A 19424-nucleotide genomic window follows, 5' to 3' on the forward strand; every position below is an offset into this window, starting at 1 on the left:
CGGTCAACCGTGTCCGGCAGTGCGCCGGAACTGCCCCGGTGTCGTGCCCACCTTCTGCGCGAACGCGCGCGTCAGCTGGCTCTGGTCGGCAAAACCGCATTGCACGGCAACCTCGGCCAGCGGCAGGCCCTGCCGGATCAGCAGCTGCGCATGTTCCACGCGGCGCTGGATCAGGTACTGGTGCGGCGACCGACCCGTCGCGTGCCTGAAGGCGCGCGTGAACTGGCGCGGGCCCAACCCCGCGGCCGCGGCCAGCTGCTCGAGCGGGATCGGCTCGGCGAAGCGGGCCTCGATGAGATCGATGGCGCGCCGGCTGGCGCGTGCCGCGCTCGCGCGCGGCGTCGTGTCGCGCACGCCCGCGAGGTGCGCGACCAGGGCCGCGATCAGCGAATCCCCCACCAGCGCGCCGGCCGGGCTGCCCTGCGCGAGGTCGGCCCACAGCCCGTCGAAGATCAGCCCGGGCAGCGTCGCGCCCGGGATCGGGGCGGGGGTGGACGAGCGCAGCGGCCGGTCGTCGCCGAGCACCTCGGCCGCCCGGCCGCCGTCGATGAACAGGAACTGCGAGCGACCGCCCGAGCGCCATTCGAAGCGCTGTTCGTCGCCGGGCTGGCACAGCGCGAAGCCGGGCGGGATCTCGATCCAGTCGCGCTGGCCGAGCGCACGGTGGCCCTCATGGTGCATCACGCGCACGATGCAGTAGCGCTCGTGGGCATGGTCGACCACGCCTTCGCGCGCGCCGTCGATGTCGGTGAAGTACGCGCCCTGCCAGCCGACCCGCGCGCTGTCGAGCAGGAAGCGCGGCATCACGGAGACGTTGTAGAGCCCGTGCGGGCCGGGCAGGGGGGCGATGGGCATGGCGGGGCTGACGGGTGGCGGGCATGGTAGGCGGTGCCCCACCGGCATCGCATGCGGGGAAGCCCCGGGGGCCGCTTTCGACAACACCGGCCCGTTTCGACAAGACCCGCCGCCCCGGCCTTCCTAGATTGGCGATCGGCCCGCGCGCCCGTGGCGCGGCGCCGCTACACGTCCAACCAAGGAGGAGACCCATGCCCTGCCACCCGAAGCTCGCGCTGGCCCTGGCCGCCGGCGTCCTCGCCGCCTGCGGTGGCGGCGGCGATGCGCCCCGCACGCTCGCCTGCAGCGATCTGGTCACCGCCAAGCTCGACATCCCGAACCTGCAGGTCGCAAGCGCCGTGGAGGTGCCGGCCTCCGGAGCGCTGCCGGCGCACTGCCGGGTCAACGGCGCGCTGAACGAGCGCACCGGGATCGACCGCAAGCCCTACGCGATCGGCTTCGAGCTGCGCACGCCCGCGCCCGAGGCCTGGAACGGCAAGTTCTTCTTCCAGGGCGGTGGTGGCACGAACGGCTTCATCGTGCCGGCCACCGGCAACCTGCTCAACGCGCCCACCGGCACGGCGCTGGAGCGCGGCTACGCGGTGGCGAGCACCGACGGCGGCCACGACGGCGGGCAGTCCGACGTGAGCTTCGCCATCGATCCGCAGGCGCGCAGCGACTATGGGTACAACGCCGTCGGCCAGGTCACCCTGGCCGCGAAGACGCTGCTGCAGGCCCGCTTCGGCCGCGCACCGGAGCGCTCGTACCTGCTGGGCTGCTCCAACGGCGGGCGCGACGCGATGGTGGCCGCGTCGCGCTTTGCCGACCAGTTCGACGGCTTCGTCGCCGCCAATCCCGGCTTCAACCTGCCCAAGGCTGCGGTCGCGCAGCAGTGGGACACGCAGCAGTTCATGTCCGCGGCCGGACCGGGGCAGCTGCCGAAGGACGCCTTCCCGGCCTCGGCGATGACGCTCGTGTCGCAGAAGGTCCTGGAGCGTTGCGACGCGCTGGACGGCCTGGCCGACGGCATCGTCAATGATCGTGCACGCTGTCGCAGCCGCTTCGACCTCGACCGGGATGTGCCCACCTGCGCTGGCGCACCCGCGGCCGACTGCCTGAGCGCGCCGCAGAAGACCGCGCTGCGCAACATCTTCGCCGGCCCGCGCAACAACGCCGGTGATCGCCTCTACGCCAGCTGGCCGCTGGATCCGGGCGTGTCGGGGCAGAACTGGCGCTTCTGGAAACTCGATGCCGGTTTTGCGCCGCTGCCCTTCAACACCTTGATCGGCGCCGGCGCGATGGGCTTCATCTTCACGTCGCCACCGGATGCACCGGACCTGAGCGATGCCGGTTTCGCCTACCAGCTCGGCTTCAGCATGGACAGCGACGCACCGAAGATCTTCGCCACCACGACGACCTACCGCGAGTCCGCCATGGAGTTCATGACGCCACCGAACCCGACGCGGCTGACCACGCTGAAGGCACGCGGCAAGCTGATCGTGGTGCATGGCACGGCCGACCCGGTGTTCTCGGCCGACGACAGCATCGCCTGGTACGACGCGCTGACGGCGGCCGACCCGGCTGCCGCGGCCTACGCGCGCCTGTTCCTCGTGCCTGGCATGAACCACTGCGGCGGCGGCCCGGCCACCGACCGCTTCGACATGCTGACGGCGCTGGAGAACTGGGTCGAGAAGGGCCGTGCGCCCGACGTGGTGGTGGCCACCGTCAACGCCGCCGATCCCGACGTGATGGCCGCCGGCTGGCCGGCCCGGCGCAGCCGGCCCCTGTGCGCCTACCCGAAGCAGGCCCTGCTCCGGGCGGGGGCGGCCGACACCGAGAGCGCTGCATCGTTCGAATGCCGCTGACGCGCGACACGCGCGCCTTCGGCAACCAATGAAACACGGGCGGGCGGGCCTGAAAAACGCACGTCACAGTCGGCCGCCATCATCTGAGGCATCCCACCGGAGATGCCCATGACCCAGCTGCTCGCCTTCGCCCGTCCCCTCTCGCTCGGCTGGGTGGTGCTGTCGCAACGCCTGGCACGCGCGCCGCAGCCGCGCCGGCCCACCTTCGCGCTGACCGAGCCGGCGGTGTTCCGCAGCGAGTGTTTCGCCGAGGACCTGCCCGAGCATGCCGCGAAACCGATGAAACAAGGACGCCGGGCCAAGAAGCGCGGCTGAAACCGGCCGGCGCCAGCATGGCGCGCGTCGATATCATCGGCCCCTCCGGCCGTCGCGCGCCTCCATGAACACCACTCCCGCCGCCGAAGCGCCGTTCCAGATCCTGGCCGTCGACGACGAGCCCGAGCTGCGCCAGCTGCTGGCCGAGTACTTCGGCCGGCACGGCTTCGCGGTGCGCCAGGCGAGCGACGCCGCCGCCGCGCGCCAGCTGATCGCCCAGGCGGTGCCGCAGCTGGCCATCCTGGACATCAACATGCCCGGCGAGAACGGGCTGTCGCTGGCGCGCTGGCTGCGCGAGGCGCATCCCCAGGTCGGGCTGATCATGCTGACCACGGCCGGCGAGTCGGTCGACCGCATCGTCGGCCTGGAGCTCGGTGCCGACGACTACATCCCCAAGCCCTTCGAGCTGCGCGAGCTGCTGGCGCGGGTGCGCGCGCTGCAGCGCCGCCTGGCCGCCCCGCCTGCGGCCGCCGCGCCGGCCGAGGAGCCGACCCGCCGCGTACGTTTCGGTCCCTGCACGCTCGATCTCGACCAACGCCGCCTGTTCGGCGCCGAGGGCCACGAGATCGAGATCAGCGCAGCCGAGTACGACCTGCTGGCGCTGTTCGCGCGCCACCCGAACCGCCCGCTGAACCGCGACCAGATCATGGAGCAGGCGCACAACCGCGGCTGGGACGTGTTCGACCGCTCGATCGACCTGCGCGTGATGCGCCTGCGCCGCAAGATCGAGCGCAACCCCGACAAGCCCGAGGTGCTGAAGACCGTGCGCAACGTCGGCTACGTGTACGTGCCGACGGCGGCGTGAACCGGCCGGCCGAGCGCGATCCCGCCGCCGCCACGCTGGGCGCCACGCGGCGCCTGATGTGGCTGCTGGTGGTGCCGATGCTGCTGCTGCTGGCGGTGCTGACCCTGCTGCAGTGGCGCCAGCTGCAGGCCGATGCGCGCGCGCAGCTGGAACGGCGCGTCGACGAGCGGGCCCAGGAGCTGTCTGCGCTGGTGCGCCCGGCGATCGAGCACGTGGACGACCTGCGCACCATGCTCGAGACGCTGTGGGAGACGCCGCCCGACGCCGGCCCGGCGCTGCGCCTGGCGCTCGCGCCGCGCCTGGTGCACGGCCGGCCGGACGGCTGGTCGCTCGACGGCGCCAGCCGCGAGCAGCGCGAGCAGCTCGGCCAGATGTGGTGGGCCCCGCCGGACGGTTCGCCGCCGCCGGAGGTGTGGCTGCGCCGCGCCCAGGCCTTCCTCACCCAGGCCCGCGTGGTGCACCGGCGCAGCGCCGCCTTCGAGGCCACCTGGTTCGCCGGCACCGACCTGAACACCTCGTTCGGCTACCCCTGGGTCGCCACCTCGCGCATCACCGAGACGCTGGGCGTGCCCTCGCTGACGGCGATCGCGCCGCTGCGCGCCCAGGCCACCGCGCGTTCGCGCGTGCGGCTCGAGGCCAACCCGTTCGAGCGCGCGCGCTGGGGCCCGCCCTACACCAGCCAGCTGCACGGGGGCCTGGTGGTGTCGTACAGCGCCTACGTGTTCGCGCGCGGCGATCACGTGGGCGAGGTGTCGGTCGACGTGCGCCTGGACGACCTGCAGGAGCGCCTGGCGCGCTGGCAGGACCCGGCCGGACGCGACTGGATCGTCGACGAGAAGCTCCAGGTGCTGGCCGATTCGCGCCAGGCGCCCGCCGCGCCGGCCGGTGCGGGGCAGGGCAACCGGGTGGTCACGCTCTCGATGCAGGAGCGCCTGCCCGCCGGCCTGGACCGCGCCCAGATCGAGGCGGCACTGCGCCAGGAGGGCCGCCCGCTGCAGCACGAGGGTTGGGTCATCGCCGCGCAGGCGCGCAAGGACTCGCCCTGGGCCTACGTCAGCATCGTGCCGGAAGCGGCATTGACGGCGCGCCTGCTGCCCGCGCTGCTGCCCAACGCGCTGATCGCGCTGGCGCTGCTGGCGATGTTCGTGGCCGGGCAGTGGCTGCTGTCGCGCAACTTCGTCGACCCGGCGCTGCGCGTGCTGGCCTACCTGCGCGAGCTGTCGCGCCGCGAGGATGCGCCTGCGCCCACCGTGGGCGCGCGCTGGCAGCCCTGGCTGGAGGCGGTGCGCGAGACCTTCCGCCGCCAGCGCGAGCTGCAGCGGCGCGAGCGCCAGCAGGAGGCCTTCAAGTCGGCCATCGTCGACAACGCGCTGGCGGCCATCGTGGCCACCGATCCGGAGGGGCGCATCGTCGAGTTCAACCCGGCCGCCGAGGCGATGTTCGGCCACCGGCGCGCCGAGGTGCTGGGGCGTTCGGTCGGCGCCGTGCTGATCCCGGAGCGATACCGCGCCGCACACGACGCCGACATGCAGCGCCTGCGCGAAGGCGCCCCGCTGCGCCCGATGGGCCGGCGCGTCGAGATGGCCGCGCTGCGCGCCGACGGCAGCGAGCTGCCGGTGGAGATGGCGGTGTGGCGCGTCCAGGCCGAGGGCCAGGTGCACTTCATCGTCTCGATGACCGACCTGTCCGAGCGGCGTGCCGCGGCGCAGCAGATCGAGCAGCAGCGCGAGGCGCTGCGCCAGAGCGAGAAGCTCTCGGCCATGGGCAGCCTGCTGGCCGGCGTGGCGCACGAGCTGAACAACCCGCTGGCCATCGTGATGGGCCGCGCCAGCCTGCTGGAGGAGAAGTGCGCCGACGACGCGGCGCTGCGTGGCGACGTGCAGCGCATCCGCGAGGCGGCCGAGCGCTGCGGGCGCATCGTGCGCACCTTCCTCAACATGGCGCGCCACAAGCCGCCGGAGCGGCGCAGCGTGCAGCTCAACGACCTGACGCGCGCCGCCGCGGAGATGCTGGCCTACACCTTCCGCAGCCACGGCATCGAGCTGCTGCTCGAGCTGGAGGCCGACCTGCCCGAGGTGCGCGCCGATGCCGACCAGATCGGCCAGGTGGTGCTGAACCTGCTCGTCAACGCGCAGCAGGCGCTGGCCGCGCAGGAGCCGCGCGCGGGTCTGGTGCGGCGCGTGCGCGTGGCCACTGGCGTGGAGGCGCGGCGCGAGAACCGCGAGCCGCGCGTCTGGCTGCGCGTCTCGGACAGCGGCCCGGGCATCGCGCCGGCGCTGCGCGACAAGATCTTCGAGCCCTTCTTCACCACCAAGCCCGAGGGCATCGGCACCGGGCTCGGCCTCGCGGTCTCGCGCTCGCTGGTGCGCGAGCACGGCGGCCAGCTGCAGCTGGAGTCCGGCACCGACGGGGCCACCTTCCGGCTCAGCCTGCCGATCAGCGGCGAGCGCGACGACGCCACCGAGCCGGGCCGGCTGGGCCCGCCCGACGACGGCCCGGCCGCGCGGCTGCTGGTGGTGGACGACGAGCCCGAGCTGGCCGACCTGATGCGCCAGATGCTCGAGGGTGCCGGCTTCGAGGTGGCCACGGCCGAGTCCGGCGCGGTGGCGCTGGAGCTGCTCGGCGAGGCGCGCTTCGACGCCATCGTGTCCGACCTGCGCATGCCCGACATGGACGGCGCGGCGCTGTGGCGCGCGGTGCGCGAGCGCCATCCGGCCCTGGCCGGGCGCATGCTCTTCGTCACCGGCGACACGCTGTCGCCGGGGGCCGAGCGCTTCCTGGCCGAGTCGCGCTGCGCCAGCCTGGACAAGCCCTTCGCACGCGACGACCTGGTCGGCCGCGTGCACGAGCTGCTGGCGCGCTGATCCCGGCGGCCCGATTCAGATCGTCTGCGGCGCCGACTCGGCGCGTGCCGCGGCGATCATCGTCGAGCTGACCAGCGCGTACATCGCACTCCAGGCGGCCCGCGTGTCGGCGTCGAACTCGGCGCCGAGCTGCTCGGCCAGCGTGTCCAGCAGCGCCAGTCCGACGACCTGGTAATCGCGCGCCTGCACGCCGTAGCCGGCGTGGCGCGCGCCCAGGTGCTGCAGCACCGGCACCAGCTGCGCCGGGCGGTCGAGCAGGCCGACGGCGGCGCTGATCATCTGCATCAGTCGCGTGGCCTGCTGCCGGATGTCGCCGATGAACAGCGGGCGCAGGTCGGGCGCCAGCGCGAAGAGCTTGCGGTAGAAGAGCTGGCCGGCACGGTCGGCATGGGGGACGAGCCGCGCGTGGCTGGCGCGGATCAGCTGGGTCTGCTGCGGGGTCATGGGTGATGCGGGTTCGGGGGCGGCGCAGGCCGCGGAGATCACAGCATCGGCCCGGCGTGTCGCGCGCGCATTTCGGCCGCCGTTTCCTTTGTTGTGCTCAAGTTTCCGGGGCGTGCGTCGAAGTTCGCCGGGTGAAGTCATTTCTCGTCGCGCTGGCCCGCGGGTGCTGGGGCCTGCTCCTGATCGCCGCGGCGGCGGCGCCGGCGCTCGCCCAGCCATTGCGGCTGGAGGCGGCGCAGGGCGTGCTCGACGCCTGGCCGGCCGTGACCGTGCTGCCGGACGCCGACGGCAGCCTGGACGTGGCACAGGTGCGCGCCCGAGCCTCGGCCTTCGAGCCGCCCGACACGCCACACGCCAACCTCGGCCGGCGCAGCGACACCGTCTGGCTGCGTCTGCCCCTGGTGCTGCCGGCCGATGCTCCGGCGCAATGGGTGCTGGCGGTGGAGTACCCGTCGATCGACCGCATCGACCTGTACCTGCCCGGCGCGCGCGAGCCGGTGTCGCTCGGCCGTGCGGTGCCGTTCAGCCGCCACCCGCTGCCCAGCGCCTGGCATGCCACGCCGGTCACGCTCGAGCCGGGCCGGGCCACGGAGCTGCTGCTGCGGGTGCAGACCCGCAGCACGATGGTGCTGCCGCTGACCCTGTCCACGCCCGAGGCCTTCCTGGCCCGCGAGTCGCGCAACCAGCTGCTGCAGGGGCTGCTGGCCGGGGCCTCGCTGTGCCTGCTGCTGTACAGCCTGGCGCAATGGGTCAGCCTGCGCGACGCGACCTTCCTGGCCTATTCGCTCAGCCTCGGCGGCACCGCGATTTTCTTCATCGCCTACTTCGGACTCGGCCCGCAGCACCTGTGGGGCGACCAGCCCTGGCTCGCGCTGCACGCGGCGCCGCTGAGCGTGCTGCTGGCGCTGTTCGGCGGCTGCGTGTTCATCGAGCGGGTGCTCGGCGTGCGCCAGGTGTGGCGGCGCGTGTCCGACGCGCTGCGCGCCGTGGCCGGCATCTCGCTGCTGGCGGCGCTGGCCTTCGGCGCGGGGCTGATCGACTACCGCGTCGCGCAGAGCATGGCCAGCGTGCTCGGTCCGCTGCCGATGCTGCTGGCCATCCCGGTGGCCTGGCGGCGCATGCGCGCCGGCGACAGCGTCGGCACGACCATGCTGGTGGGGTGGGTCGCCTACGCCGTTGCCACGCTGACCATGGCGGGGCTGCTGCGCGGGCTGGTGCCGTCGAACTTCTGGACGCAGCACTCGTTCCAGTTCGGAGCCATGGTGGAGATGGTGCTGTGGATGCGCGTGCTGGCGTTGCGCATCGAGGACCTGCGCCGCGCCGCGCAGCGCGCCACGGTCGAGCGCGACGCGCTGCGCTCGCTGGCGCACACCGATGCCCTGACCGGCCTGCCGAACCGGCGTGGCCTGAACGAGGTGCTGCAGCGCCTGCTGCCGGCCGCGACGCCGGAGCGCATGGCGGCGGTCTTCCTGCTCGACCTGGACGGCTTCAAGCCGGTCAACGACCGGCTCGGCCACGACGCCGGCGACGAGCTGCTGGTGGGCGTGGCGCGCCGCCTCGAATCGCTGCTGCGCTCGAGCGACACGGTGGCCCGGCTCGGCGGCGACGAGTTCGTCGTGGTGGCCGGCGCCCTGCCGGGCGATGCGGAGGCGCAGGCGCTCGGGCGCAAGCTGCTGGAGGCCTTCCGCCAGCCGTTCGACGTGGCCGGCCAGGAGGTGCGCGTGGGCCTGACGATCGGCTACGCCCTCGCGCCGCTGGACGGGCGCGACGCGCTCGGCCTGCTCAAGCGCGCCGATGCCGCGATGTACGCCGGCAAGCAGGCCGGCCGCGACTGCCTGCGCCGCGGCCAGGCCTCGGTCGGGCTGGCCGGGGTCTGAGGCCCGACGCCGGGCCTACTGGACAAAGCCGATCGGCGACTTCTTCAGGCCGGGCTCGGGCAGGTCGCGCACCAGCACGTGGTCGCGGCGGTCGAGCTTGGCGTTGCCGAAGGCCGTCATCCAGGCGCGCCGCATCTCGCGCGGCGCCACCTCGGCCAGCCGGTCCAGCACCTCGGTGCGCGGCTCGGGATCGAAGCGCGAGCCCCAGTCGTGCTCGGCGCGGATGCCGCGGTACAGCTTGGCCGCGATGCGGCGCGCCGCCTCGTGGTCGGGGGCCTGAACCTCGTAGACGTTCATGCGGTTCAGGATCGGCTCGGGAATGCTGCGCGCATCGTTCGCGGTGGCGACCCAGATCAGCTGGCTGGCGTCGATCGGCACCTCGGCGAACTCGTCGGTGAAGGCGAGCGCGGTGTCGTGCTCGAGCAGGCTGTAGAGCGCGCCGAGCGGATCGTAGGCGTGCTCGCCACCGGCCTTGTCGATCTCGTCGACCACCATCACCGGGTTGGCGTACTGGCCGTCGACCAGGGTCTCGAACACCTTGCCGGGGCGCGCGCCCTTCCACTGGCTGGAGGCGCCGGAAAGCACCCAGCCGGCCGTCATCGAGCTCATCGAGATGAAGCCCATGCCGGTGCCCAGCAGATGCGACAGCGCACGCGCGAAATGGGTCTTGCCCACGCCCGGGGGCCCCAGCAGCAGCAGCGGGGTGATCTCGAGCGCGTCGCGGCTGTCCTCGCACAGCGCGAGCTGGCGGCGCACGTCGTCGAGCACCTCGGCGAAGTTGGGCAGGTCGTCGTACAGGTGGTCCATCACCGGCAGGCCGGAAGGCTTGACCTGGAAGCGCTCGGGGCCCTTCTCGATCATGCGCTCGTAGGTGGAGCGCAGGCTCTCGTGTTCCTTGGGCGGCAGCTTGTCGAGGCGGCGCTCGACGTCGCCGACGCGGTACACACTGCGCATGTGCGCAATCGGGAGGCCGCTGCGCGGCAGGGCTACCAGGTCCTTGGACGCGGTCATCCGTTCCTCCGAAACCACCGTGACACGATGCTATTCAAGCAAAGCGTGCCACGGTGCAGGCATCGAACAAAACCCCAATCACGGGGTACTTCGATGCAGGATGCGTGCCAGAGGTTCTCGGGCGATCCCTACTTCACCCAGGTATTCAGTTGAATGATGGGGAGGAGCACCGCCAGCACGATCAGCATCACCACCGCGCCCATCGCCACGATCAGCAGCGGCTCGAGGATGGTGGCCATCTGCATCGCGCGGCGCTGCACCTCGCCGCCGAGCTGGCGCGCGGCGCGCTCGAGCATCTGCGGCAGCTGGCCGGTCTGCTCGCCCAGACGCGAGAACATCGCCAGCAGGCCCGGAAAACGCTTCTTGCCGGCCAGCGCCGAGGCCAGCGGCGCGCCCTCGCGCACGCGCACCAGCGCGTCCATCGCGTCGGCGCGCATCGCGCGGTTGGACAAGGTCTCGGCCGCCGCCTGCAGCGCCTTGAGGATCGGCACGCCGGCGCCGGCCAGCATTGCCAGCGTGCCGGCGAAGCGCGCCGCGTTGTAGCCGCGCGAGAGCTTGCCGATCAGCGGCAGGCCGAGCCAGGCGGCGTCGAAGCGCTCGCGGAAGGCGTCGTTGCGCAGCATGAACATCAAGGTGCCGATGCCGCCGGCGATGGCCAGGATGAGCAGCCAGCCCCAGCTGCGCAGGAAGCCGCTGATGGCGAGCATCGCCACCGTCAGCGCGGGCAGGGCACGCTTGGAGCTGGTGAACACCGAGGCCACCTGTGGCACCACGTAGGTGACCAGGAAGATGACGATCACGACCGCGATCACCGAGACGATCGCCGGGTAGAGCGTTGCGCCGATCAGCTTGGCGCGCAGCGCCTGGCGCTCCTCCAGATCGTCGGCCAGGCGCTCGAGCACGGCGCCGAGCGCGCCGCTCGCCTCGCCGGCGGCGACCACGCCGCGGTACACGTCGTCGAACTCGCGCGGCACGCTGGCCAGCGCCCGCGCGAACGGCGAGCCGGCGTTGACCTCGCTGCGCAGGTGCGCCACCAGCTCGCGCTGGCGGTTGTCCTCGGCCTCGTCGGCCAGCGCGGTGAGCGCGCGCTCGAGCGGCAGCCCGGAGCCCACCAGCCCGGCCAGCTGGCGAGTCCACACCGTCAGCCCGGTGCTCGTGAAGATGCGGCGCGTCAGGCGCAGCCCGCCGCTGGCGCCGCCCGCCGCCGAGGCGACCGGCGTGACGTCCAGCGGCACCAGTGCCTGGGCGCGCAGCTGGGCGCGCGCGGCCTTGGCGTTGTCGGCCTCCAGCAGGCCGGAACTGGCCTTGCCGGCGGCGTCGAGGGCTTCGAAGCGGTAGGCGGGCATGGCGCGGGGCGGCCGGTGCTCAGTCGCGCGTCACGCGCAGCACTTCCTCGGCCGAGGTGATGCCCTCGGCCACCAGGCGCTCGCCGTCCTCGCGCATCGAGCGCATGCCGCCGGACTGCGCGGTGTGGATCAGCTGCGCCTCGGCGGCGCGCTCGTGGATCAGCGAGCGCACCTTGTCGTCGGCCACCATCAGCTCGTAGACACCGGTGCGGCCCTTGTAGCCGCTCATGCCGCACTCGCTGCAGCCCACCGGCCGGTAGCGGCCATGCTCGTCCTGGCGCTTGCAGTGCGGGCACAGCTTGCGCACCAGCCGCTGCGCCAGCACGCCCAGCAGCGAGGAGCTGAGCAGGAAGGGCTCGACGCCCATGTCGGTGAGCCGCGTCACCGCGCTCGGCGCGTCGTTGGTGTGCAGCGTGGCCAGCACCAGGTGGCCGGTGAGCGAGGCCTGGATCGCGATCTGCGCGGTCTCGAAGTCGCGGATCTCGCCGATCATGATGACGTCCGGGTCCTGGCGCAGGATCGCGCGCAGCGCCTTCGCGAACGTGAGGTCGATCTTCGGGTTGACCTGCGTCTGGCCGATGCCGGCGAGTTCGTACTCGACCGGGTCCTCCACCGTCAGCACGTTGGTCGTGCTGGTGTCGACGCGGCCGAGCGAGGCGTACAGCGTGGTCGTCTTGCCCGAGCCGGTCGGGCCGGTGACGAGCACGATGCCGTGCGGCTGCTGGATCAGGCGGTCGAAGCTCGTCAGCACGTCGCCGCTCATGCCGAGCGACTCGAGCGTGAACTTGCTCTCGCCCTTGTCGAGCAGGCGCAGCACGGCGCGCTCGCCGTGCGCGGAGGGCAGCGTGGAGACGCGCACGTCGACAGCGCGGCCGCCGATGCGCAGCGAGATGCGGCCGTCCTGCGGCAGGCGCTTCTCGGCGATGTCGAGCTCGGCCATGATCTTCAGGCGCGAGATCAGCGCGGCGTGCAGCGCCTTGTTGGGCTGCACCACCTCGCGCAGCGTGCCGTCGACGCGGAAGCGCACCGCCGAGCTGCGTTCGTAGGGCTCGATGTGGATGTCGCTCGCGCCGTCCTTGGCAGCCTGCGTCAGCAGCGCGTTGAGCATGCGGATGATCGGCGCGTCGTTGGCGGCCTCGAGCAGGTCCTCCACCGCCGGCAGGTCCTGCATCATGCGCGACAGGTCGACCGCGCTTTCCACCTCGCCCACCACCGTGGCGGCGCTCGACTCGCCGCCCGCGTAGGCCGCGGCGATGCGGTTGGCCAGCGAAGGCGCCGCCTCGCGCTCGAGTGCATCGACCTCGTAGACACGCAGCACCTCCGACAACGGGCCGAGCGGCACGCTTTCGGGCGCCCACAGCACCAGGCGCTCGCCGTCGTCCTCGAGCAGCAGCGTGTGCGCCTTGGCGAAGGCGTAGGGCAGGGGGTGGCGGGCGCCCATCGCGAGACCTTACGGGGCCGAGGCCGCGGCGGCCGGTGCGGAGGGCGCGCGCTCGGGCGGCAGCACCGGCGAGTCCTTCAGCGGGATGAGGGGGTGGTTGGCCGGTTGGGCGTCCTTCTGCGTGGCGCGGATGAGGTCGTAGCGGTCCAGCGAGAGCTTCTCGGCGCTGACGTTGTCGCGCAGGATGGTCGGGCGCAGGAACACCATCAGGTTGCTGCGGTTCTTCTCGCGCTTCTCGCTGCGGAACAGCTGGCCCAGCACCGGGATGTCGCCCAGCAGCGGCACCTTGGCCTTGGTGTCGGTGAAGGTGTCGCTGATCAGCCCGCCGAGGATCAGGATCGCGCCGTCGTCGACCACCACGGTCGACTCGATCGAGCGCTTGGTGGTCGACGGACCGGCGTTGCTGGTGCCTGCCGCGGTGGTTTCCTTCACCGCCGACTGCTCCTGGTAGATCGTCATGCGCACCGTGCCGCCTTCGCCGATCTGCGGCTTGATGCGCAGCGTGATGCCGACGTCCTTGCGCTCGATGGTCTGGAACGGGCTGGTCGTCGCGGTGCCGGTGTTGGTGAACTGGCCGGTGATGAAGGGCACGTTCTCGCCGACCACGATCTTGGCCTCCTCGTTGTCGAGCGTGATCAGGTTCGGGGTCGAGACGATGTTGGTGTTGGCCTGGGTCTGCAGTGCCCGCGCCACCGCGGCCAGCGCGTAGGTGCCGCCGTAGTTGCGCAGCAGCGCGATGTTCAGGCCTTCGCCGGGCAGCGTGGTGCCGGCCCCGGCGAGCGTCTGCGACAGCGAGATGATGCTCGGGCCGCCGACGGTGGTGTTGGTGCCGATGCCCACGCCGTACTTGTCGCCGTCCTTGCCGAGCAGGCCCTGCCACTGCAGGCCGAAGTCGGCCGCGTTGCTGCCCGACACCTCGACGATCATGCTCTCGATGTAGACCTGCGCGCGGCGCGAGTCGAGCTGCTCGATCATCGCGCGCACCTGGCGGTACAGCGGCTCGGGCGCGGTGACGATCAGCGAGTTGGTCGACGGGTCGGCCTGGATGAAGCCGCCGGTCGACGGCCCCGCACCGGCCTGCACCGGGCTGGTCGACTGCACCGACGCCCCGCCGGCCACGCCGCCGGCGCCGGCCGTGGCCGGCTGCGCCATGATGGCCGTCGGGGTGGCCGGGCTGGAGAGCGTGCTGCTGCCGCCGGCGCTGCCGCCGGTGTTGGCGGCGAAGGCGGCGCGCAGCACCTGCGCGAGCTTGGTGGCGTCGGCGTTCTTCAGGTGCACCACCCAGATGTTGCCGGTGCTGGCCGAGCCCTGCAGCGGCTGGTCGAGCCGCTCGATCAGCGCGCGGATGGTCGCCATGCGGGCCGGGCTGCCGGCCTTGACCAGCAGCGAGTTGCTGCGCGGGTCGACCAGGATCGAGCTGCCGCTGCCGCCCGCCGACGGCGGTGCGCCCGGCACCACCGCCGTGCCGCCGGCCTCGGCCAGGCGCTGCACGATCGGGCCCAGGTCGGAGGCGACCGCGTGCTTGAGCGGGATCACCTCCACCTCGCCGGCCGAGGGCGTGTCCATCGCCGCGATGATGCGGGCGATGCGCTGCAGGTTGTCGGCGTAGTCGGTGATGACCAGCGAGTTGTTGCCCGGGTTGGCGTTGATCGTGTTGTTCGGGCTGATCAGCGGGCGCAGCACCGGCACCAGGTTGTTCGCGTTCTCGTGGTTGAGGCGGAAGATCTGGGTCAGGATCTGGTCGCCGCGGCGGTTGGTCTCGCCGATCGCCACGGTGCCGGTCTGCAGCTTCGCATCCGCCTCGGGCACCACCTTGAACAGGCCGCCCACCTCGACCACCGTGAAGCCCAGGCCGCGCAGCGCCGCCAGGTAGTTGAGGTAGGCCTCGCGCGGCGAGATCGGCTGCTCGGAGAACAGCGTGATCGTGCCCTTGACGCGCGGGTCGACGACGAACTGCTGCTTCAGGATCGCGCCCATCGCGCGCGACACCGCCTCGATGTCGGCGTTGACGAAGTTCAGCGTCACCGGGTCGCCCGGGAAGCGGTTGGCCGGCGCCTGCGCGTACGGCGCCGTGGGCAGCAGCGCGGCGGCCAGCAGCGCCGCGGCGAGGCGCTTGGGCCAACCGTGCGTGCGGGAGGGCAGACGTGGATTCATGCTCATCCGATCGAAATGACGGACCGTGCGCCGTCGCGCCGCCCGATGATGTTCAGCAGGTTGGCCAGGGCCGTCTCGCCGCCCTCGGCGGCACGCGCCTCGCCGCGGAAGCGCACGCCGCTCGGCGCGATGCTGCCGCTGCCCGACAGCTGCAGCGTGCCCTGCTGCGTCGCCAGGTTCATCTGTGCCGCGCCGTTCGGGTCGCCCGAGATGGACAGGCGGTAGCTGCCCAGGGTGTCGAGCGTCGACAGGCGCGAGGAGACGTCCTGCAGGTCGATGTCGGCGCGTCCGGTGAGGCGCCAGCGGCCCTGCACCGATTCGACCGCCAGGCCGGGGGAGGACAGGCGCACGTTGCCGCCGAGCTGCAGCGTGTTCCAGGGCGTGCCCAGGCCGCCGAGCCAGGCGCTGGGCCACTGGCCGATCCATTCGGCACCGGGCTGCAGCGCCACCGTGACGCGGCCGAAGCCCGGGCGGATCGCCACCACCGCGGTGCCGTTCAGGCAGCAGGCCTGGCGCAGGCGCAGCTCGAAGCCGAGTCCGGACGGCACCAGCGTCCACTCGAGCCGGCCGGGCAGCGCGCTGGCGTCGCGGCTGCCGGGCCCGCCGGTCAGTACCGCCACCGCGCTGCCGGACCAGACCGTGCCGCGCGCGTCCGCCAGCAGCAGGTGCTCGCCGGTGGCCGAGGCCAGCCCGCGAGCCAGCCAGGCGGCCGGCGCGAACAGCACCAGCGCGATCAACGCGCCCAGCACCGCGCCGAAGAGGCCCCAGCGCATGCCGGCAGCGCGCGAGCGGTCCCAGGACAGCTCCGCGAAGGTCGACTCGCTCCAGCCCGTGGCGGCGGCGGTGTGGGCCCAGGCGCGGCCCTTGCGGCGACGGATCATGGCGCCGCCCCGCCGCTCAGCTGCACGACCAGCGTGCCGCTGTAACCGCTGCCGGCGCGCGTCAGCTGGGCCTCGATCGGACGCACGCGCGCCGCGCTGCGTGCCTCGACCAGCCAGCCGCGCAGCGCCTCGGGGGAGGCGCCGTTGAGCGTCAGCGTGGCACGGTCGCCCAGCAGCGCGAGCCGGCCCTTGTCGCCCAGGCGTTCGGTGGCGGCACGCAAGGCGGCCGTGGCCTGGCCGGTGCCGACCGCGGCCACGCCGCGCAGCAGCTGCGCCTCGGCGGCCAGCGCCTGGGTCTGCTGCAGCTGGGCCTCCAGCACCGCCAGCTGCGCCGGCGTCTGGCGCAGCGTGTTCAGCGCCGGCTGCACCAGCAGCAGCCAGGCGAGCGCAAACAGCAGCACGCCGCCCATCACGAGCAGCGCCAGGCGTTCGCGTGGCGCCCGCGTGCGCCAGTACTCGCGTGCCTTGTCGCGCTGCTGCGCCAGTGCCGGCGGCAGGCTCAGGCCGGCGGCGCTCACGGTCCTGTCCTCCGCACTGCGTGCTTCGGGGTTCGCGCTAGAGAGCGGCCCGGCGCGCTCACGAGCGACCCCCGCTGCGGGCGCGCGAAAGCGTCAGGCGCCCCTCGCTCGATTCCACCTGCCAGCCGGCGGGCTGCAGCTGGCTGCGGAACTGGCTGAGCTGCTGCTCGCTCCAGCCGGCCGCGGCCAGGCTGAGGCGGCCGTTCTCGAAGCGCAGGTTGTCGACCGGCGGGCGGTCGGCCGGCCAGGCCGAGGCGGCAGCAGCGAGCAGCGTCTCGAGGTCGGTGTCGCCGGCCTTGCCGGCCAGCGTGCGCATGGCCTGCACCTCGCGCTGCATCACGGCGCCGGCGTCGCGTTGCAGGTCCAGGTCGCTGGCGCGCGGGAAGGCGGCCTTGACCGCGTTGACGATCGCCACGCGGCGCTGCTCGACCGCCTGGCGCTGCTGCCAGGCCCACAGGTTCAGGCCCACCACCTGTGCCAGCACCAGCGCCGCCACCCCCCAGCGCAGCGCGCGCCAGGGCGGGCTGGCCAGGCGGCGCAGGCCGTCGCGCAGCGCGCGCGCGCCACGGGTGCGCTGCGCCAGGTCGAACTGGCGCAGGTTCCACAGGCTGCGCGCGGCCTGCAGCGCGCGTTCGCCGCGCGACATCACGTTCACCGGCATGCCGAGCCACTGCTCGGCCGCTGCGGCGGCGCCGGCGGTGGCGCTCCAGCGCGTGCCGGCCGGCGCGGGGCGCGGCACCAGCGCGCGCACCAGCGCCCCCTGCAGCCGCAGCGCGGCCACGCCGTCGGGATGGGCCCAGTGCAGCACGATGCCTTCGCTGCTGCCGGGTTCGCCCGCGCCGGTTTCGGCGAAGTGGCCGGAGGGCGGGTCGTCCGGCCAGCTCGAGGGCACGACCCGGTCGACGAACACGTCGGCCTTCTCGAGCGCGGCCAGCTCGGCGCGCAGCCAGGCCTTGTCGACCGCCGCCACCCAGACCGGCTGGCCCGGCGTCGCGCCCGGCGCGAGCGCCAGGTGCACCGCCTCGGCATCGTCGAGCAGCACGTCCTCGAGCACGCCGACCAGCGCGGCGCGCAGCTTGCCCTGCGGCGCCTTGGGCAGCGTGATGCGGTGCCAGCTCACGTCCGCATCGGCGAGCTGGGCGATCACCGTGGCGGCCCGGGGCAGCAGCGCGGCGGCGGACTCGCCCTGCTTGTCCAGCTGCAGCCCGTCCGGGCTGGTGGCGTAGGCGTACTCGGTGCTGCGGTCCGAGACGGACGGCGCCGCCTCGCCGGCACTGCGGCGGGCGGACAGGCGCGACCGCGAGGGGATCTGGACGACGAGGAGCGACATGCGGGCTTTATCGGACTGGCGCCATTGTAGAGAGGGCTCCGCTACAAACCTTCACGAATCAACGACTTAGGACACGACGTTGTAAACCCGTCGCGGTCCGCCCACAACCGGCGCTACCCGCTGGCGGCGCGCCTCCCGGACCCTCAGCCGCGGTGGGCGTCGCGCGAGGACACCTGTTCGCGCCGCAACACCACGACATCGAGTCCGCGCCGCACGACCAGCGAGCGCTGTTCGAGCACGCGGTCCTCCAGACGCAAGCGGCCACGCACCTCGAAGTAGTCGGAGTTGACCGACACCAGTGCGCCGTTGAGCGTCAGGCCCGTGGCCTGGGAGGAGACCGCCTCGAGGTTCTTGAACGGGTCGCGCTGGCGCACCTGGATCAGGCGTTCCGCGGTGGCCAGGTCCAGCCCCTTGATCGCCGCCGCGAGCACCTCGCGCGGTGCGGTGTTGACGTTGACGGCGGTGCGCGAGGGCAGCAGCGTGACGTAGGGCGCGAGGCGCTCGATCGTGTCGGCATCGATGCCGAACCAGGCCAGCTGCTCGAGGCTCTGCGGCCGCAGCGGCGCGGCGCTGTCGGTGCCCGGCGCCACCGCCGCGACCATGCCGGCGGCGATGCGCCGGGCCACGTCGTCGGACACGCCGATCGCCTGGCACAGGCGCTGCAGCGCCTCCAGGTCGTTGGCCGAGACCTTGTTGCCCTCGGCCAGGTTGAACAGGTTGAAGCGGGCCTGCGCGTCGGTGATCACGCCGGACAGGAAGGCGTCCGGCCCGTCCTCGGCGTTGGCGTTGTCGGCGGCCAGGAAGGTCGACAGGCGCGACTCGGCCAGCGGCGTGGCCCAGGGCTCGGTGAGCGCGGTCGGCCGGCCCGAGCGCTTGTCCTCGCGCAGGATCAGGCGCGCCCAGTCGAGCGCGCCGTTCAGGATCCAGGACGATTGCACGCGGCTGCGCTCGGCCGCCTCCACCAGCACGGCACGGCGCTGCTGCAGCACCATCGCCGCCACCAGCGTCGCCAGCAGCGTGACGATGATCATCGCGGTCAGCAGCGCGGCGCCGCGCCGCGAGCGGTGGCGCAGTCGGGTCATGGCTCGAGCAGCGCGTCGCGCGTGATCGACCCCGACAGTCCGCTGCCGGGTGCGAACTCCATCACCAGGCGCACGCCACTGGGCAGGGCCACGGCGGCGGCCGGCGCGCTGGCGCCGCCGGCCGGGGGCCGGACGACGTTGCCGCTGGACTGCGCGTTGCTCCAGCCGCTGCTCTGTGCCTGGTTCTGGTACCAGAAGTAGACCTGCCACTGGTTGACGCCCTCGAGCGCGCGCAGCTGGCCGGCTTCGTTGCCCTGCAGCTGCTGGCTGGCCAGCCAGCTGTCCTGCAGCGCGGCGCTGGTGGTGGCCACCGGGCCGGCCCAGCGCAGCAAGGTGCTGGCGGACTCGTCCGGGCGCAGCGACCAGGCCACCACCTGCACGCCGCCCGCCGCGCTGCGGGTCAGGCGCAAGGTGGCACCGTCGAAGTTCAGGGCCGGCACCGCGCCGGTGTCCTGCACCGCGCCGAGGTCGGTCTCCCACTGGCCGATCACCGCGTTCAGGCGCAGCGTGCGGTCGATCTGGCCCTGGCTGGTGTCGCGCGCACGCACGATGCCGTCCACGCCCTGCCAGGCCATGCTGGCCATCAGCGCCAGCACGAGCAGCGCCACCAGCACCTCGACCAGGGTGAAGCCGCGCGGGCGCAGGGGGCCGGTCATG

General features: G+C 73.0%; 16 protein-coding genes. 5 read left to right on the plus strand and 11 right to left on the minus strand.

The features are described from left to right. Positions 1-3: 3 nt before the first annotated feature. Positions 4-855 (minus strand): AraC family transcriptional regulator, encoded by an 852-nt coding sequence (locus D9C15_RS07470; protein WP_164886675.1) that lies wholly within the window; start codon positions 853-855, stop codon positions 4-6. A 191-nt stretch (positions 856-1046) separates the two neighbouring features. Here D9C15_RS07470 and D9C15_RS07475 point away from each other — a divergent pair, with 191 nt between their 5' ends. The 4 genes from D9C15_RS07475 to D9C15_RS07490 all read left to right on the plus strand — a co-directional run bounded on the left by D9C15_RS07475 (position 1047) and on the right by D9C15_RS07490 (position 6683). Beyond that, positions 1047-2699 carry a tannase/feruloyl esterase family alpha/beta hydrolase gene (locus D9C15_RS07475; protein WP_127996822.1) on the plus strand — a complete coding sequence of 551 codons (1653 nt, stop codon included), beginning with the start codon at positions 1047-1049 and terminating at the stop codon, positions 2697-2699. Positions 2700-2807: 108 nt separating this feature from the next. After that, positions 2808-3014 carry a hypothetical protein gene (locus D9C15_RS07480; protein WP_127996823.1) on the plus strand — a complete coding sequence of 69 codons (207 nt, stop codon included), beginning with the start codon at positions 2808-2810 and terminating at the stop codon, positions 3012-3014. A gap of 64 nt (positions 3015-3078) precedes the next feature. Then, positions 3079-3819 carry a response regulator gene (locus D9C15_RS07485; protein ID WP_127996824.1) on the plus strand — a complete coding sequence of 247 codons (741 nt, stop codon included), beginning with the start codon at positions 3079-3081 and terminating at the stop codon, positions 3817-3819. Then, positions 3816-6683: a hybrid sensor histidine kinase/response regulator gene (locus D9C15_RS07490; RefSeq protein WP_127996825.1), complete on the plus strand. Its 2868-nt coding sequence runs from the start codon at positions 3816-3818 to the stop codon at positions 6681-6683. The genes D9C15_RS07485 and D9C15_RS07490 overlap by 4 nt, the downstream gene beginning before the upstream one ends. Positions 6684-6698: 15 nt before the next feature. On the opposite strand, the gene D9C15_RS07495 is transcribed toward D9C15_RS07490, so the two are convergent. After that, complete coding sequence (locus D9C15_RS07495) at positions 6699-7127, minus strand: globin domain-containing protein (protein WP_127996826.1); 429 nt, start codon at positions 7125-7127, stop codon at positions 6699-6701. A 131-nt stretch (positions 7128-7258) separates the two neighbouring features. Here D9C15_RS07495 and D9C15_RS07500 point away from each other — a divergent pair, with 131 nt between their 5' ends. Further along, positions 7259-9004 carry a diguanylate cyclase gene (locus D9C15_RS07500; RefSeq protein WP_164886676.1) on the plus strand — a complete coding sequence of 582 codons (1746 nt, stop codon included), beginning with the start codon at positions 7259-7261 and terminating at the stop codon, positions 9002-9004. A gap of 15 nt (positions 9005-9019) precedes the next feature. Here the strand turns inward: D9C15_RS07500 and D9C15_RS07505 are convergent, their stop codons facing one another. The 9 genes from D9C15_RS07505 to D9C15_RS07545 form a co-directional block, all read right to left on the minus strand. Next, positions 9020-10015 (minus strand): AAA family ATPase, encoded by a 996-nt coding sequence (locus tag D9C15_RS07505; RefSeq protein ID WP_127996828.1) that lies wholly within the window; start codon positions 10013-10015, stop codon positions 9020-9022. A 128-nt stretch (positions 10016-10143) separates the two neighbouring features. Beyond that, on the minus strand, positions 10144-11361 hold the full coding sequence (gene gspF / locus D9C15_RS07510; protein WP_127996829.1) for a type II secretion system inner membrane protein GspF: 1218 nt from the start codon (positions 11359-11361) through the stop codon (positions 10144-10146). A 19-nt stretch (positions 11362-11380) separates the two neighbouring features. Continuing rightward, positions 11381-12802 (minus strand): type II secretion system ATPase GspE, encoded by a 1422-nt coding sequence (gene gspE, locus D9C15_RS07515; protein WP_127996830.1) that lies wholly within the window; start codon positions 12800-12802, stop codon positions 11381-11383. A gap of 9 nt (positions 12803-12811) precedes the next feature. After that, positions 12812-14956 carry a type II secretion system secretin GspD gene (gene gspD / locus D9C15_RS07520; RefSeq protein WP_240668323.1) on the minus strand — a complete coding sequence of 715 codons (2145 nt, stop codon included), beginning with the start codon at positions 14954-14956 and terminating at the stop codon, positions 12812-12814. 2 nt (positions 14957-14958) lie between these two features. Then, positions 14959-15837 (minus strand): type II secretion system protein N, encoded by an 879-nt coding sequence (gene gspN, locus D9C15_RS07525; RefSeq protein ID WP_205854748.1) that lies wholly within the window; start codon positions 15835-15837, stop codon positions 14959-14961. Then, positions 15834-16355 (minus strand): type II secretion system protein M, encoded by a 522-nt coding sequence (locus tag D9C15_RS07530; RefSeq protein WP_240668324.1) that lies wholly within the window; start codon positions 16353-16355, stop codon positions 15834-15836. Before D9C15_RS07530 ends, gspN begins: the two co-directional genes overlap by 4 nt. Before the next feature lie 58 nt (positions 16356-16413). Further along, positions 16414-17685, minus strand: a complete 1272-nt coding sequence (gspL, locus tag D9C15_RS07535) for a type II secretion system protein GspL (RefSeq protein WP_127996832.1) — start codon at positions 17683-17685, stop codon at positions 16414-16416. 143 nt (positions 17686-17828) lie between these two features. Next, positions 17829-18767, minus strand: coding sequence for a type II secretion system minor pseudopilin GspK (gene gspK, locus D9C15_RS07540; protein ID WP_127996833.1), 939 nt, complete (start codon positions 18765-18767; stop codon positions 17829-17831). Continuing rightward, the gene (locus D9C15_RS07545) at positions 18764-19423 is read right to left on the minus strand and encodes a PulJ/GspJ family protein (RefSeq protein ID WP_127996834.1); all 660 of its coding nucleotides are present in this window, start codon (positions 19421-19423) and stop codon (positions 18764-18766) included. The genes gspK and D9C15_RS07545 overlap by 4 nt, the downstream gene beginning before the upstream one ends. Position 19424: the final 1 nt, after the last annotated feature.

Source organism: Piscinibacter defluvii (genome assembly GCF_004011805.1).
Classification (GTDB): domain Bacteria; phylum Pseudomonadota; class Gammaproteobacteria; order Burkholderiales; family Burkholderiaceae_C; genus Piscinibacter; species Piscinibacter defluvii.

Excerpts from the sequence above, each read along its gene's own strand:
- D9C15_RS07470 (WP_164886675.1), bottom strand. The coding sequence starts at position 855 with ATGCCCATCGCCCCCCTGCCCGGCCCGCACGGGCTCTACAACGTCTCC.
- D9C15_RS07475 (WP_127996822.1), top strand. The coding sequence starts at position 1,047 with ATGCCCTGCCACCCGAAGCTCGCGCTGGCCCTGGCCGCCGGCGTCCTC.
- D9C15_RS07480 (WP_127996823.1), top strand. The coding sequence starts at position 2,808 with ATGACCCAGCTGCTCGCCTTCGCCCGTCCCCTCTCGCTCGGCTGGGTG.
- D9C15_RS07485 (WP_127996824.1), top strand. The coding sequence starts at position 3,079 with ATGAACACCACTCCCGCCGCCGAAGCGCCGTTCCAGATCCTGGCCGTC.
- D9C15_RS07495 (WP_127996826.1), bottom strand. The coding sequence starts at position 7,127 with ATGACCCCGCAGCAGACCCAGCTGATCCGCGCCAGCCACGCGCGGCTC.
- D9C15_RS07505 (WP_127996828.1), bottom strand. The coding sequence starts at position 10,015 with ATGACCGCGTCCAAGGACCTGGTAGCCCTGCCGCGCAGCGGCCTCCCG.
- gspF (WP_127996829.1), bottom strand. The coding sequence starts at position 11,361 with ATGCCCGCCTACCGCTTCGAAGCCCTCGACGCCGCCGGCAAGGCCAGT.
- gspE (WP_127996830.1), bottom strand. The coding sequence starts at position 12,802 with ATGGGCGCCCGCCACCCCCTGCCCTACGCCTTCGCCAAGGCGCACACG.
- gspD (WP_240668323.1), bottom strand. The coding sequence starts at position 14,956 with ATGAATCCACGTCTGCCCTCCCGCACGCACGGTTGGCCCAAGCGCCTC.
- gspN (WP_205854748.1), bottom strand. The coding sequence starts at position 15,837 with ATGATCCGTCGCCGCAAGGGCCGCGCCTGGGCCCACACCGCCGCCGCC.
- gspL (WP_127996832.1), bottom strand. The coding sequence starts at position 17,685 with ATGTCGCTCCTCGTCGTCCAGATCCCCTCGCGGTCGCGCCTGTCCGCC.
- gspK (WP_127996833.1), bottom strand. The coding sequence starts at position 18,767 with ATGACCCGACTGCGCCACCGCTCGCGGCGCGGCGCCGCGCTGCTGACC.
- D9C15_RS07545 (WP_127996834.1), bottom strand. The coding sequence starts at position 19,423 with ATGACCGGCCCCCTGCGCCCGCGCGGCTTCACCCTGGTCGAGGTGCTG.